The organism is Xanthobacter agilis (genome assembly GCF_021730435.1).
Classification (GTDB): Bacteria; Pseudomonadota; Alphaproteobacteria; order Rhizobiales; family Xanthobacteraceae; genus Xanthobacter; species Xanthobacter agilis.
Genome location: NZ_JABWGX010000018.1, coordinates 47,695 through 62,649, shown reverse-complemented (window position 1 = coordinate 62,649; position 14,955 = coordinate 47,695). Strand labels below are relative to the sequence as shown.

The following is a 14,955-nucleotide window of genomic DNA, read 5'->3' as shown; positions in this document are numbered from 1 at the left end:
CGGAAGCCGGCTCCATGACTTGGAACAAGATTTCAAAAAAGAGAACGCGTGAACCGATCAACCTGCGGCGCGGGCGGATCGGCGCGTGTTCCAGGGAGGAAGCCTGATGAGAGTGCTGTTTGCGAGCGCCTTGACCTTTTTTGCGCTGTCCGGGGCGGTCGCCGCCGAAGACGCCGTGACACCGAGCGCGGCGGCGCCGGCGGATGCGGCGAGCGGCGTGGCCGCCGGCGACCCGGCCAAGGGCGAGATCGTGTTCAAGAAGTGCATGGCCTGCCATGCGGTCGGCCCCAATGCCAAGACCAAGGTCGGGCCGCCGCTGAACGGCATCGTTGGTGCCCATTGGGCGCACTTCGAGGGCTATCCCTATTCGGATGAGATCAAGGTCGGCGCAGCCGCCGGAAAGGCCTGGGAGCCGGCGAACCTGGAAGCGTGGATCACCAATCCGAAGGATCTCGCGCCCAAGACCAAGATGGCCTTCGCGGGTGTGAAGAACGCCCAGGAGCGCGCCGATCTGATCGCCTTCCTGTCGCAGTTCGACGCCGATGGAACCAAGAAATAGCCCTGGTTCCCGCGTTTTCGGGCGGCTTGCCGCCAGTGCGTGACGACTTTGGCCGGCGCAATGACCGGGTGTCGGTTGCGGGACGTGCACATGCGGCATGGCATGCCACCAGACAACAAGGGCGGCGAAACCGTGGTTTCGCCGCCCTGTCTTTGATGGATCGTTGGTCGCGGCAGTCCTGCCGCTTTCAATGATTCAGTGATTGTTTCATGTGAAACAGTCGCTGCGTCACTCGCCATTGAGGAGCTTCAGCCAGCGCTCCGCCTGGGCGCGCACCCGCTCGGGGGCGGTGCCGCCGTAGCTGGTGCGGCTGGTGACCGAGCATTCCACCGACAGCACCGAATAGACGTCGTCGGTGATGCGCGGGTCCACGCTCTTCATCTCCGACAGCGGCACCTCATCCAGGGCAATGCCCTTGTCGGCGGCGATGCCGACGATGCGCCCGGTGATGTGGTGCGCCTCGCGGAACGGGATGTTGAGGGCGCGCACCAGCCAGTCGGCGAGATCGGTCGCGGTGGAATAGCCTTGGCCGGCGGCGGCCTTCATGCGCCCGGCGTCGGGCGTGAGGTCGCGCACCATGCCGGCGCTGGCGGCGATGACCAGCGACAGCGCCGAGAGCGCGTCGAAGGCGCCTTCCTTGTCCTCCTGCATGTCCTTGGCATAGGCCAGGGGCAGGCCCTTCATCACCACCAGAATGCCGGTGAGGGCGCCGATGATGCGACCGGCCTTGGCGCGCACCAATTCGGCCGCATCCGGATTGCGCTTCTGGGGCATGATGGAGGAGCCGGTGGTGAAGGCGTCGGACAGCTTCACCAGCGCGAACGACGGCGAGGTCCAGATCACCACCTCTTCGGCGAAGCGCGACAGGTGGACCGCGCAGATGGAGGCGGAAGCGAGGGTCTCCATCACGAAGTCGCGGTCGGAGACGGCGTCGAGCGAATTGGCGGTCGGCCGGGCAAAGCCCAAGGCGGCGGCGGTGGCTTCGCGATTGATGGGGAAGGAGGTGCCGGCGAGCGCCGCCGAACCCAGCGGGCACTCGTTGAGGCGGGCGCGGGCGTCCTTGAAGCGAGAGCGGTCGCGGGCGGTCATCTCCACATAGGCCATGAGGTGGTGGCCGAAGGTGACGGGCTGGGCGGTCTGCAAATGGGTAAAGCCGGGCATCACCGTGTCGGCATGGGCGATTGCCTTTTCGGCGAGCGCCTTCTGCAGGTCGGCGAGCTGGGCGTCGAGGGCGTCGATGGTGTCGCGCATATAGAGGCGGAAGTCGGTGGCCACCTGGTCGTTGCGCGAGCGGGCGGTGTGCAGGCGCCCGGCGGACGCGCCGATGAGCTCGGCGAGGCGGGATTCCACGTTCATGTGGATGTCTTCGAGCTCGCGGCGGAAGGTGAAGGTGCCGGCCTCGATCTCTGACAGGATCGTGTCTAGACCCTCCTGGATCTTCTGCGCATCTTCGCCGGCGATAATCCCCTGGGCGGCCAGCATGGCCGCATGGGCCTTGGAGCCGGCAATGTCCTGCGCGTAAAGACGCTGATCGAAGCCGATGGAGGTGTTGATTTCCTCCATGATGGCGTCGGGAGCAGAGGTAAAGCGCCCGCCCCACATCTTGTTGCTCATGACGGACCTCCGGTGATGACCAATTCCGAACAGGCGCGCCCCAAGACCGATCCCGAACGTCGGACGACGGACGGGGATGGCCCACGGGACGGCCAGGGTGGCGGCGCGCGGCGCGTGTCTTTGAACCCCACCATTGCCCAGGTCGCCCTGGGCGTGGTGCTCGGCGCGACGGTGGGCGCGCTCGCCCTATACGGGATGAACCGCCTTCCGGGCAATGTGCCACCGCAGGAAACGGCGCAATCCCCCCAGTCCGCTCCTGTTTCCGGCGAAGGGGCTTGCGCCGCCGCCCCCGCCCGGGCGCGGGCGCTGGAACCGTTCGCCAAGGGGGATCTCGCCGCCCTGAAGCTCACAACAACCCCGAAGGCGCTGCCGAATCTCGAATTTCTGGCCGACGACGGCACTCCGGTGCGCCTTGCCGATTTCAGGGGGCGGGTGCTCCTGGTGAATTTGTGGGCCACATGGTGCGTGCCCTGCCGCAAGGAAATGCCGGAGCTCGATCATCTGGAAGCGGCCCTCGGCGGTCCGGGCTTCGAGGTGGTGACCATCAATCTCGACACGCGGGACCTGGACAAGCCCCGCGCCTTTCTGCGGGACATCGGCGTGTCGCACCTGCGTCCGTTTGCCGATCCGAAGGGCCAGAGCTTCCAGGCGTTGCGCGCCGTGGGGCGCGGCTTCGGCCTGCCCACCACCTTGCTGGTGGACGGCGAGGGCTGCGAACTCGGCTTCCTGGCAGGGCCTGCGGCCTGGGGCGGCGCCGATGCACAGGCTTTGGTGAAGGCCGCCATCGGGGCGGACCACACCCGGTTGCAGGCGCCCGCGGCAGCCACCGTGGTCCCGCGCGGATGATGCGTCCTTAGATTGTGAAAGACGGCGGGCAGCCTGCTCCCGCGACTATCCCGGCCCTGGAGTGGCCGTTGCCGGCAGGCGGTAAACCCCTGAGAAACCTTAATATGCCGTTGGGGTGGCAGGTGCTCGCGCCTTAAGGTTTCGAGAGCACCTGTCGTGCGACCCTGATGTGCCTTAAGGGAAATGGTATCATTTTATAGCAAAAAATTAGTCATAGATTCAGCCTTCCCTTGCGCCGCCGGGAATTTGGCGACACACAAGAAGATGGGTTTCCAGACCTTGACACCCTAGGGCAGTGGCAAGGTCTCCTCGAATCAGTGTGGCGGATCCTGTGAGAATTCTGTCCATCTTCGGCACACGGCCCGAAGCGATCAAGATGGCGCCTCTGGTGCGGGCCCTGGCGGCCGAGCCGGGGCTGAGTTCGCTCGTCTGCGTCACCGGCCAGCATCGGGAAATGCTGGACCAGGTGCTGCGCCTGTTCGACATCCGTCCCGATTTCGACCTGCGCCTGATGGCGCAGAACCAGGGGCTGAACGCCCTGGCCTCCGCCGCCCTCGCCGCCCTCGATCCGGTGCTGGCGGAGGTGTGTCCCGACCGGGTGCTGGTGCATGGCGATACCACCACCGCCATGGCCGCGGCGCTGGCCGCCTTTCACCGGCGCATTCCGGTGGGGCATGTGGAGGCGGGCCTGCGCACCTACCATCTGGACCAGCCGTTCCCCGAGGAGATGAACCGCCGGGTGGTGGATGTGGTCAGCGATCTTCTGTTCGCGCCCACCGCCCGCTCGCGCGCGAACCTGGAAAGCGAGCAGCTCGAGGGGGAAATCCTGGTTACCGGCAATACGGTGATCGATGCGCTTCAGGTCACCCAGGCCCGCATTGCCGCCGACCCGGTGCTCGCCGCCGAGCTGGACCGGCCGTTTGCCGGCCTCGATCCGCGTAAGCGCATCATTCTCGTCACCGGCCACCGGCGGGAGAATTTCGGCGCCGGGTTCGAGAATATCTGCCGGGCGCTCGCCGACCTGTCGCAGCGGGCGGACGTGGAGATCGTCTATCCGGTCCACCTCAACCCCAATGTGCGCGGTCCGGTGCATGAGGCCCTGACGGGCCGTGCCAACGTGCATCTGGTGGCGCCCCTGGACTACCTGCCGTTTCAGCGCCTGATGCAGCGCGCCCATCTGGTGCTCACCGATTCCGGGGGCGTGCAGGAAGAGGCGCCCGCCCTCGGCAAGCCGGTGCTGGTGATGCGAGACGTCACCGAGCGGCCGGAGGCGGTGGACGCCGGCACCGTGCAACTCGTGGGCACGCGCCGCGAGGCCATCGTGGGGGCGGTCGCCACACTGCTGGACGACACCGCCGCCTATGCGCGGTTTGCCAACCGCATCAATCCCTACGGCGACGGCATGGCCTGCCGCCGCATCGTGGACCGCATCTGCGGGCGACCGGTCACGGCTTTCGCGCCCGAGATTTCGTCACCGCTGCAACGCTCCCTCGCGGGGGCCGCGCATGCACCCAACCGCCATCGTGAGAGAATGACATGACACCTCATCCTGCACGTCGCGCGGCTTGCGCAATCCCAGCCGGCTTGGTCGCCTTGACCTTGCTCGGTATGCCGGTATTTGCACAATCCGCGGATCCATTAGCCTCGGCGCTCCAGGAGCGTATCCAGGACCGCCTTATCACCCGTGAGGTGACCCTGAGGGACCTTGGCGTGGACGCGCCGGTGGTGTTCCAGGGCATGGATGCGCGGCGAGATCTCTATATCCCGGTGCCGGCGGGCGTTCCGCTCTCCAATCCGCAACTTGTGGTCAATACCGATTACCTGCGTGGCGACGGGGGTCGTACCACCATGGTCGTTTCGGTGGACGGCAATCCCATCATGTCGCGCCGCCTGGAGGGGGACAAGGGCGCGCTCAACAGCACCATCGACGTGTCCGGCGCGCCGCGGCCGACCGGCTTTCTGCGCTTCGGCGTCGCCTGGTCGTCGGTCATCAGCGAGGATCTGTGCGCCGACGAGCGGGCCATCGGCAATGTGCTGAAGCTGATGCCCTCGAGCCGCTTCATCTATTCCTATGACGCGAGCCATGTGCGCGACCTGTCCACCGCCTGGAGCGCCATGCCGGGCACCGGCTCGGTGCTGGTGGCGGGCGGCCCCCTTGCCAAGGAGAGCTTCGACACCGCCTGGCGGCTCGGCCTCGCGGTGGAGACCGCCGGCAAGCGCATCACGGTGAAGACCCTGCCCAACGTGGGCGACGAGGTGGACGTGTCCGGGCTGGATGTGCCGGCGTCCCTTCGGGTGGTCGCGCCCTTCTCCAATTTTGTCGGCGCCAACACCTATCGCATCCGCGACCTGGCCGAGGTGGGCGCGCTGCTGCTGCTGCCGTCATCGCCGGTGGGCGCGGACATGATCGTGGCCGATCCGACGCTCCTCAGCCAGGTGCGCAGCGCCCTGGAGGCGCTTTCGGCCCGGCTCGGCGGACCCAATGCGGCCCTGTTCAACGAGTGGCGCAGCAAGGCCGCGAGCCTTGGCGGCGCGGTGGTGGCCGTCGACGAGCTGAGCCTGCAGACCCTCGCCGGCCGGCCGGTGATCGCGGTGGGGCCGGGCGCCGGCGCCAAGGCGGCGCAGCTGTTCGACAGCTTCTGGCGCGGCTCCATCTCGGCCGGCAACGTGATCGTGCGGTCGGTGGATTCCCAGCCGATGGTGCGTGACACCATCCCGCTGTCCACCTTCGGCAACGCGGCCGGCAATCTCGACGTGCTCGCCCGTGGCGACTGGGCCGTGAACTTCGACCTCGCGGCGGCGACCGCCGGAGCGTCGCTGCCGAGTCGGTTGAATCTCGACGTGGCGGCGGCCCCCGGGGCTGCCACCACCGAGCCGGTGGTGGCCGTGTTCCTCAACGATGTGCTGCTCGCGGCCAAGCGTCTCGACGCCGACGGCCAGCCGGAGCATTTGTCGGCGGCGATCCCGGTCTATGCCCTCGGTGCCCGCAACGTGCTGCGCGTGAGCTTCCAGCGCCAGCCGGTCAGCGACCGCTGTCGCGAGACGCCCCAGGCCTTTCCGGTGCAGGTGCTGCCTTCGTCCAACCTGGAGCTGGGTGGTTCGGTGTCTGGCGCGGACTTCCTGGGCGTGATCTCCGCCATGTCCGGCGGTGGCCGCGTGGTGGTGCCCGACAGCTATCTCGCCACGGCCCGTTCGAGCGTGGTGCGGGTGGTGCGCGCGGCGGCGGCGGCCGGCGTTCCGGCCGGCTCCAGCAGTACCTTGGAGGTGAACCCCACCGGCGTGCCGTTCCACGTCACCGGTTCGTTCCTCGCCCTCGACGTGCCCGCCCAGGGCGCCGACCTGAAGGCCAAGGTGGAAGGTGACCGGGTCATCGTCGGCGGCAACGAAAGCGCCCGTATCCTCGACATCACCGGCCTCAAGAACGTGGCGCTGGTGCAGGCGGTGCGGGCCGAGGGCAGCCGCGGCATCCTGTGGCAGTCCATCGGCCCGACGCCGGTGACGCCGCAGAAGCCGGTGCGCCTCGCCCGTGGCGACGTGGCCCTCGTCGGCGTGGACGGCACCCTGATCGAATTGTCCGCCTCGGGCGCCGAGGCCGGTACGATCCGCGTGACCGAGACCGAAGGTCCGGTCGCCACCCTGCAGCGTCTGTGGCAGAACTCCGCCGAATGGGGTCTTCCCCTGGGCGTGGGGGCGGCGGCGCTGTTCTTCCTGCTGCTGATGCGCGCGTCCTACGTGCGTCGCCGGGGCAACTGAGACATCGGGGGATTGCCGCGATGTCTCTCTATTGGCCCTACCTGCTCGCCGACTTTATTCGCGTCGTCGAATATATGTCGGCGGTGGTGGCGGTGCTGATCCTCCTGTCCTCCATCGACGACCTGTTCGTCGATGCGTGGTACTGGACGCGGCGGGTGTATCGGCGGTTCGCGATCGAGCCGTTCATTCGCCCGCTGTCGGTCCAGGCCCTGTATCAGAAGGACGAGCAGCCGCTCGCCATCATGATTCCGGCCTGGCAGGAATCGGACGTGATCGCCGCCATGATCGAGAACATGGTGAGTGTTCTCGATTACCGCCGCTACATGGTGTTCGTTGGAACCTATCCCAACGACCCCGCCACCATCGCCGAGGTGGAGCGCATGCGGCGGCGCTACAAACAGCTGGTGCGCGTGGAAACGCGCAGTCCCGGCCCCACCAACAAGGCCGACTGCCTGAATGCGGTGGTCCGCGCCATCTTCCAGCACGAGCAGATGACCGGCGTCGAGTTCGCCGGCCTCATCCTGCACGATAGCGAGGACGTGCTGCATCCCCTGGAGCTGCGCTTCTTCAATTATCTCTTGCCGCGCAAGGACATGATTCAAGTGCCGGTGGTGTCGCTGGAACGCCACTGGTCGGAAATGGTGGCCGGCATCTACATGGACGAGTTCGCAGAATGGCACGCCAAGGATCTCGTGGTCCGCGAGAGCGTGGCGGGCGAGGTGCCGTCGGCGGGGGTGGGCACCTGCTTCTCGCGGCGGGCGGTTCTGCATCTGCGGGCCCAGGACCAGGGCGAGGTGTTCAACACCGCGAGCCTCACCGAGGACTATGACATCAGTGCGCGCCTGAAGGACGCGCACATGCAGGCCATCATCGCCCGCTTCCCGGTGGAATACCGCGTGAAGCGCGAGACCTTCTTCGGTTTCGGCCGGGACAAGGAGATCCAGCTCTCCATGCCCCTGTGCGTGCGCGAGTTCTTCCCCGACACCTTCCGCACCTCCTACCGGCAGAAGGCGCGCTGGGCGCTGGGCATCGCCTTCCAGGGCTGGCAGCACATGGGCTGGCAGGGCAGCCTTGCGTCCAAATACTTCCTGATGCGTGACCGCAAGGGCGTGGTGACCTCCATCATCACGGTGGTGGCCTACGTGCTCGCGGCCATGTTCCTGGTGATCTATTTCGGCAACGAGATCGGCATCATCCCCGAGCGCTACCCCTCCATCTTCGCGACCGAAGGCTGGCTGCTCGCGGTGCTGGCCGCCAACGCCGTCGCGTTCGCGCTGCGGCTGGTGCAGCGCTTCCACTTCGTCTCGGCCATCTATGGCTGGGAGCAGGGGCTCATGTCCGTGCCGCGGGTGGTGATGGGTAATTTCGTGAACTTCGCGGCCACCCTCCGGGCCTGGAAGCTATTCCTCGGGCATATCTTCCTTGGTCGACGCATCGTCTGGGACAAGACCATGCACGACTTCCCGGAAAACGACGCCTTCGCCCATCGCCGCCAGCGCCTCGGCGAGCTGCTGGTGACGTGGCAGGCGGTGCTGCCGGAGCATCTGGAAGAGGCGCTGGCCCTGCAGAGCCGGCAGCAGCAACCGCTTGGCCGGATCCTGGTCTCCAAGGGCTGGCTGGACGACGAGACGCTGGCGGAAGCCATCGCCTATCAGTCCAACCTGCCGCGTACCCATGTCACCGAGCAAATGGTCAAGGCGTTCCACGACCTGCTGCCGGTGGATCTCATGGTGCGTCGGCGCGTGGTCCCCGTTGGCCGCGATGCCACCGGGCGCCTGGTGGTGGCGGTGGCGTCCCCGCTCAGCGACAAGGCCCTCGAAGAGCTGCGGGTGTCGGTGGGCGACCTGCCGGTGCAGCAGATCGCCCGCGAAAGCGAGATCAACGACGGCCTGCGCCTCATCCGTGGCACCGGTCGGGCGTTCGAGGGGGCGCAGTCGCCGCCCCTGCTGGGCGACCTGCTGCTCGAGAAGGGCCTCATGCGGCGCGAGGCGTTCGAGGCGGCCATGGAGCATTACCGCCCGGACGTGGACGGCCGCATCGGCGAATATCTGGTGCGCTGCGGAATCGTGACGTCCGAAGCGTTGACGGAGACCATGAAGGAGCAGCAACGCCGCCTCATGCTTCTGCCCGCCTGAACTCAGGCGGGCGGCGTCGGGCCGCCCGCCTGCATTCTCGAACCACGACACCGGCGGCCGGTTCTCCGGCCGCCGGTGTCGTGGCGCGCAGGTTTCTGTCAACACCGGTCGTGTCGATGCTCCTGCACCGCGTGCCGCGCGGTGCCGCGATACGCCGACGTGCCCCCGGTTCCGGATAGAGATATGGTGCCCCGCTGCGGCCGGAGAGGTGAGCGACACTCATGATCAATCGACGTACGGCGCTGCTCGCGGGAGCGGCGGGCGCGCTTGCCTTCATCGGCCTCGATCAGCTTCTCAACCGCCGCCCCCCGGCTCCCGAGGGGATGGTGGACGGCATCGTCTGGCAGATCCATGCGGGTTCCCTCGATCCCTATGGGGAATGGGAGCGGCTGGGGGCGCAGGCGCTGCTGCTGCAATGGATCGTCCTGAACGGCATCGCGTTCGTGCCGGGCCTCGGCATCGAGACCATCGCCGACCCGCCCAATTGGGCGCGCATCTCCAAGGAGCCGTGGGCGCGCTCCATCATCGTCGGCCTCGCCAGCCTGTCCAGCGAGCCCGATGCGCGCCGCAACGTGGCGGCGCTGGTGGACCTGTCGGCGCGGATCGCGCGCAAACCGCTGCCGTTTCGCCCCTCGGGCTATTATTTCCCGGTGGAGGCAGACCCCACCTGGGCGGATGCGCCCAAGATGGGGGCCCTGCTTTCGGCGCTGCCGCGACCGTTGTGGGTGAGCGCCTACGACAATTCCAACATCGGCGCCGCCCCATTCGCCGATTGGGTCGATAGCTGGTTGCCCAAGGATGTGGGGCTGTTCTTCCAGGATGGCGTCGGCCTTTACATGCGGACCCCGGAATCCGCCCGCCACTATGGCGACGTGCTCATCGCCAAGCTCGGGCGCGAGCGCTTCCGCATGATCCTGGAGGCGTTCCGCCCGGCCGGCAACGATCAGCTGCGCCCCGCCACGGCGGCCGAGATCCGCCCCCAGATCGCAGCCTATCGCGGCCTCGACACTTTCGTGTTCGAGGCGCCCCACTATCTCGATCGCAAGCTTGTCAATGAATTGACGCGGACCTGAGCGCTTCGGCCGCGGCCGCGAACGGCGCCGCGCGGGCTCGAAGCTGGGTCCGCCGGCGCGGCGTCAGGTCCGCACCAGGCCGCGCAGGGGGACGATCGCGCTGCTGTCCGGAAACACCTCAGTCGCCAGCACGGCGGGGCTCAGGTCGAGGTGTTCCCGAAGAAGGCCCTTCATGACGGCGCGGATGTCGAGGGTTGGCGCCAGGTCGCGTCCCTCGAACAGAACCTTCTGGGACAAGCCCGGCCAATCGGCGATCACGCGCCCGCCGGACACCGCGCCGCCGAGCAGCATGGCGATGGTGCCCGTGCCGTGATCGGTGCCGAGGGAACCGTTTACCCGTGCGGTGCGGCCGAATTCGGTGATGACCAGCACGGCGGTGTCGGACCACACCGGGCCGAGGCTCGTCTCAAGGGCCGCGAACCCATGGTCCAACGCCTGCAGCGTCTTGGCGAGCCGGCCGTCATAGGCCCCCTCCAGGGCGTGGGTGTCCCAGCCGTTGAAGTTGATGGCCCCGATTCGTGGGCCATCCGCCGCGGCCATCAGCAATCCGGTGGTCTTCATGGCCTCGGGGAAGCCCTGGACACTGTCCGCCGCCTGGGCCTTGTTCCCCACCTTCTGCACGCCGTGGAGTTTCATATCCACGTCAGCCCCTTCCGAAAGGGCGCGGGCCAGCTCGGGGTCCCGGGCTTCGTAGAGCTGCATCAGGCGTTGCAGGGTGTCGTCGTCCACATAAGAGAAAGCCTGCGGCTGCCAGCTTTCCACCGGGGCGGCGCCGCGCATGATGAGTGGCGCGGTGGGCGCCACCACCAGTCCCGGCGCCTTTTTCAGGCGGGGCCCGGCTTCCGTTTTCTGCAAGGCGCGGTTGAGCCAGCCCGATTCGGCGGTGATGCCATAGTCGGGCAATCCGCTTTCCAGCATCGCCTGGGCGTCGAAATGGGACCGGGCCCGATAGGGCGTGGCGACCGCCTGGAACAGCAGCAGCTCCTTGCGGGTGTAGAGCGCCGACAGGTGCCGCAACGCCGGATTGAGGACGAACAGGGAATCGAGCGATGGTGCCTCGGCCAGCTTCGGATTGCGGAAGTCGTTCCGCAGCGCCGCGAAGTCGGGGTCGCCGACGGGCATCACCGTGGCCAGGCCGTCGAGGCCGCCGCGCAGCACGACCACCAATAGCCGGGGATCACGCCCGGATGCCCCCCAGGCGCGCGGCACATAGGGCCACGACACCAGCGGCGCGGACAGGGCCGTGGCGCCGGCAGCGGCCATGAAGGCGCGGCGGGTCAGACCTCCAGCGGGCATTCTCATCTCCTCTGCAGCTCCGGGCTCATGATGAGCAGTGCCAGAGCCTGTTCCTGACTTTCGGCCTGCAGTACCGTGGTGCGCGTTTCATCACTGAGAAGCCCGTGGAGGGGTCCCTCCATCAGGCGGCGGGCATCGACCCGGTGCTGAAACCGGGCGCCGACGCCGCGCGCCCAGTCGAGCCGGGTCTTGATGCCATCGGCGGTGGTCCAGGCATTGTCCTCGTCGGGCCAGCCCTTGGGCGATGGGGCGTTGAAATAGGGCTGCCCCATGGCCACAAGGGCTTCAGCCACCGCCGGCGGCTCAGGCGCCGCGCCCAGCAGCCGGGTGACCACATGGAGCAGTTCCGTGGGTGAGCGCAGCTTGCGGGGCGGGACGGTCCAGGCTTCATCGGCGCGCACCATCACCCGCACCATCGCGCCCAGGTCGCCGTCGGTCCGCCGGAAGGTCTCGGCCATGCGCGCGACGAGCTGCGGGGGCGGGGTCTCGCAGATGAAGGCGCGGCACATGCGGGTTGCGACATGTTGCGCGGTCGCGGGGTGACGGGCCAGATCGTCCAGCACCAGGGCGAGTTGTTCCGCGCCCACGTCCGGATAGGTCTTGCCGAGAAGGACTTTCGCGCCAGGCTCGTGGCGGGCGCGGAGGAACTGACTCTGGCCGCAGGTCTCGGCGGCCGGATTGTTCATCACGCTCCAGCCGCTGAGGACGGCGGCGAAGCTGGTCACATCCTTCTGGGTGTATCCACCGGTGCTGCCGAGGGTGTGGAGCTCCAGGATTTCGCGCGCGAGGTTTTCGTTGAGCCCTCGCTTCTTCTGCCGTCCGGCGGGGGACTGCGGACCCATCGACTGATCGTTGTCGAGATAGAACAACATGGCCGGGTGGGTCACCGCATGGCCGAGCAAGACCCGGAACGGCGCAAAAATGTAGGGGCGAAGCGCCTCGCGCTCGAAGGGGCCGGCCAGTGGCAAGACCGTGCTCTTGCTCACCGATACCGTGAAATAATCGGCCCAGAACAGAGTCAGGCGCTCCGGCAGGGTTTCCTTCTGCGTGAGGGTGCGCTGCAAGCGGGACCGCAATTCCTCGCCCGGCCGCATCCATCGGGCGGGTTGGGGTCCGCCGGGGGCGGCCGGGGCCACGGGCGGCACGGTGAGACCGGCTTGGGTGAGGCGGGCGGCTTCGGCGAGCTGCTTCTTCCGCGCCACCTTGATGTTCCGCTCGATGCGCCAGCGGCGCGCATTCTCCGCGCCCGGCGGCAGGTCGGGATCGAGCCCGGCCGTCGCCGAGACGCCGATCTGGCTTTCCACCCACGCCCGCGCATCCCCGGTCGGCGCCGCGCCGGACGGATCCGGGCCGAGGCCGAACCGCGCGGTGGCAACCGACCACGGGTTGGAAGTGCTCATGCCAATGCCTCGATGCCGCCGCCTGGGGCGTCTTTTCAAAGGCCAGTGGACTGCAACATCCGGCCGAAAACATGACCGCCGAGGGGCCGAACATGCGTGACTGCGGCGCCGGCCGGGGCCGGGGCGGCGCATGAACAGTCGTCGAGACCCGCTGCCCAAGCGTCAGGATGGCTTGCGGTGGCCGGGCGTGGCGGCAAGGTGGCGATGCAGCGTCGAGCGGTGGATGCCGAGCCGGCGCGCCGCCATGGAGATGTTGCCGTTGCAGGCGGCAAGAGCGGCCTGGATGGTCGCCCGCGTGACCGCCTGGAGGTCGTCCCCCATGCACGCGCCGCCGGGCGCGTGGGGCGCCTCGTCCGGCGCGCTGGGTCGCGTGCCCGCCTGGGGTTGCTGCAAGGCGCTGTCGCGCAGCTCTGCGGGCAGCGCCTCCGGCCCAAGACTGCCGCCGGGGTCGGCCAGCGCGTGCAGCACCTTCAGCGTGCCCACGAACTGCCGGAAATTGCCCGGCCAGGAGTAGCGCGCCAGCGCCTCCACGCACGCGGCCGACAGGGCGGGTGCCGGCGCGCCGCCCGCCAGCTCGCGCCAGAAGCGGTGCACCAAAGCCTCGCGGTCGGGCAGGTGGCGCAGCGCCGGCAGCGCCACGGTATATTGCGCGATGCGGAAATAGAGATCGGCGCGGAAGGCGCCGGCATCCACCAATTGCTTCAAATCGCGGTGGGTGGCGCAGACGAGGCTGAAATCCACCGGGACCGGCTTGCCGCCGCCGAGCGGGGTGACCTCTCGCTCCTGAAGCACGCGCAGCAGGCGGGTCTGGAGCGCGAGCGGCATGTCGCCGATCTCGTCGAGGAACAGGATGCCGCCGTCGGCCTCGCGCAGGAGGCCCTTGAAGCCGGCCCGCCGGGCGCCGGTGAAGGCGCCGTCTTCATAGCCGAACAGTTCGGATTCGATCAGGCCCTCCGGCAGCGCCGCGCAATTCACGGCGGCGAACGGGCGCCCGGCGCGGCTGGAGCGCCCGTGCATCTGGCGGCTGAAGATATCCTTGCCGGAACCGGTTTCGCCCTGGATCAGTACCGGCACGCCGGCTTCCAGCAGGCGGACGGCACGGCCGAGGGCCTGCTCGGTCGCCGCATCGAAGCAGGGCTCGGGCGCCGCGACCGGTCGCGGTCCGGCAGCCGGTGCGGCGCGCGGTGTGGACGGGGGAGCCGGCGCGCGCGCGGGTTGCCGCTCGACACGGGCATGGAGGGTGTCGCCGGTGGTGCTGCGCACCCGGCGGTCCTCGCCGGGGCGGCCCAGGCTGCCGTCGAACAGATCGCTGTAGCGGCGGCTTTTCAGGGCATCCCAGCCCAGGCCCAGCTGGGCGAGGCCGGGCCGGTTTGCCGCGACCAGCCGATAGTCCTCGAACACGAGGATGCCCTCGCGGCTGGTGCCGAGGAAGCTCGCGTCGGCGTGGAACCGCACCACGTCGAGGCCGGGGAAGGCGCCCTCGAACAGGCGATGTTCCACCTGGCTCACGGCGAGCTGCACCAGCCCCATGGCGTGCAAATGGGCGACCGCCGCGGGGCCGGACAGGTCGAGCAGGCCGATCACGTCGCCGTAGGGGTCGAGAATGGGGGCGGCGGCGCAGCTCAGGATGCCGTGCGCTTCCGCATAATGCTCGCCGCCGCGCACCTCCAGCGGCCGGCGCTCCACCAAAGCGGTGCCGATGGCATTGGTGCCGAGCACGCTCTCGCTCCAGCTCACGCCGGGCAGCAGCGCGACCTTGGCGGCGCGGTCGGCGAAATCGGCCGAGCCCACGGTGTCGAGCACCAGGCCGGTGGGATCGGTGAGGATGACGAGGGAGCCGGTGACGGCGGCGTCGGCGTGCAGCGCCTCCAGTTCGGGCCGGCAACGGCGGCGCAGGGATTCCGCCTTTTCGCGGCGCTGACGCAGTTCGCCGGCGCCCAGGGGCTCGGCCGGTAGCCGCCCGCCGGCCGGCAGCCCATGCGCCACGCAGCGGGTCCAGGAGCGGAGGATCGGCGCCGCGATCCCCTGTGGCGCGGTCTCGCCGGAGAAGAAGCGTTGGCGCGCCTCGGCCACGGCCTGAGCCGAGAACAGCTGGGCATCGCAGGACGGGATGGTCTGCAGCATCGGCACCTCGGGCTGGTTTCACTCCCCTGCGACACCTGTCGCAACTTGCAACACCTGTCGCAGATTTTTGTTCTTATCCGCGACAGTTTCGCACGACTATTCCGGTGTCGTCCAGCGCGGGCGGGATGGAACCGTTCAAGTCTTGGTGCGAGCTG

At 68.3% G+C, this 14,955-nt stretch carries 10 protein-coding genes; 6 read left to right on the top strand and 4 right to left on the bottom strand.

Going from position 1 to position 14,955, the window contains the following annotated elements:
- Positions 1-106: 106 nt before the first annotated feature.
- Positions 107-559, top strand: coding sequence for a c-type cytochrome (locus HUW53_RS13935; protein ID WP_237346372.1), 453 nt, complete (start codon positions 107-109; stop codon positions 557-559).
- Between the two features lie 228 nt (positions 560-787).
- Here HUW53_RS13935 and argH read toward each other — a convergent pair whose 3' ends face one another.
- On the bottom strand, positions 788-2,173 hold the full coding sequence (gene argH, locus HUW53_RS13930) for an argininosuccinate lyase (RefSeq protein WP_237346371.1): 1,386 nt from the start codon (positions 2,171-2,173) through the stop codon (positions 788-790).
- Between the two features lie 15 nt (positions 2,174-2,188).
- On the opposite strand from argH, the gene tlpA reads away from it, so the two are divergent.
- The 5 genes from tlpA (at position 2,189) to HUW53_RS13905 (ending at position 9,980) form a co-directional block, all read left to right on the top strand.
- Positions 2,189-3,019 carry a thiol:disulfide interchange protein TlpA gene (gene tlpA, locus HUW53_RS13925; protein WP_237346370.1) on the top strand — a complete coding sequence of 277 codons (831 nt, stop codon included), beginning with the start codon at positions 2,189-2,191 and terminating at the stop codon, positions 3,017-3,019.
- Between the two features lie 331 nt (positions 3,020-3,350).
- Positions 3,351-4,559 (top strand): non-hydrolyzing UDP-N-acetylglucosamine 2-epimerase, encoded by a 1,209-nt coding sequence (gene wecB / locus HUW53_RS13920; protein ID WP_237346369.1) that lies wholly within the window; start codon positions 3,351-3,353, stop codon positions 4,557-4,559.
- 170 nt (positions 4,560-4,729) lie between these two features.
- Positions 4,730-6,772 (top strand): cellulose biosynthesis cyclic di-GMP-binding regulatory protein BcsB, encoded by a 2,043-nt coding sequence (locus HUW53_RS21985; protein WP_237346368.1) that lies wholly within the window; start codon positions 4,730-4,732, stop codon positions 6,770-6,772.
- Between the two features lie 20 nt (positions 6,773-6,792).
- Entirely contained in the window at positions 6,793-8,907 is a 2,115-nt protein-coding gene (locus HUW53_RS13910; protein ID WP_237346367.1) for a glycosyl transferase family protein, read from the top strand.
- A 221-nt stretch (positions 8,908-9,128) separates the two neighbouring features.
- Positions 9,129-9,980, top strand: coding sequence for an alpha-amylase family protein (locus tag HUW53_RS13905; RefSeq protein ID WP_237346366.1), 852 nt, complete (start codon positions 9,129-9,131; stop codon positions 9,978-9,980).
- Between the two features lie 63 nt (positions 9,981-10,043).
- Here the strand turns inward: HUW53_RS13905 and HUW53_RS13900 are convergent, their stop codons facing one another.
- The 3 genes from HUW53_RS13900 to HUW53_RS13890 all read right to left on the bottom strand — a co-directional run bounded on the left by HUW53_RS13900 (position 10,044) and on the right by HUW53_RS13890 (position 14,800).
- On the bottom strand, positions 10,044-11,276 hold the full coding sequence (locus tag HUW53_RS13900) for a DUF1501 domain-containing protein (protein ID WP_237346365.1): 1,233 nt from the start codon (positions 11,274-11,276) through the stop codon (positions 10,044-10,046).
- Between the two features lie 2 nt (positions 11,277-11,278).
- Positions 11,279-12,676, bottom strand: coding sequence for a DUF1800 domain-containing protein (locus HUW53_RS13895; protein WP_237346364.1), 1,398 nt, complete (start codon positions 12,674-12,676; stop codon positions 11,279-11,281).
- Between the two features lie 162 nt (positions 12,677-12,838).
- On the bottom strand, positions 12,839-14,800 hold the full coding sequence (locus HUW53_RS13890) for a sigma-54-dependent Fis family transcriptional regulator (RefSeq protein ID WP_237346363.1): 1,962 nt from the start codon (positions 14,798-14,800) through the stop codon (positions 12,839-12,841).
- Between the last annotated feature and the right edge of the window lie 155 nt (positions 14,801-14,955).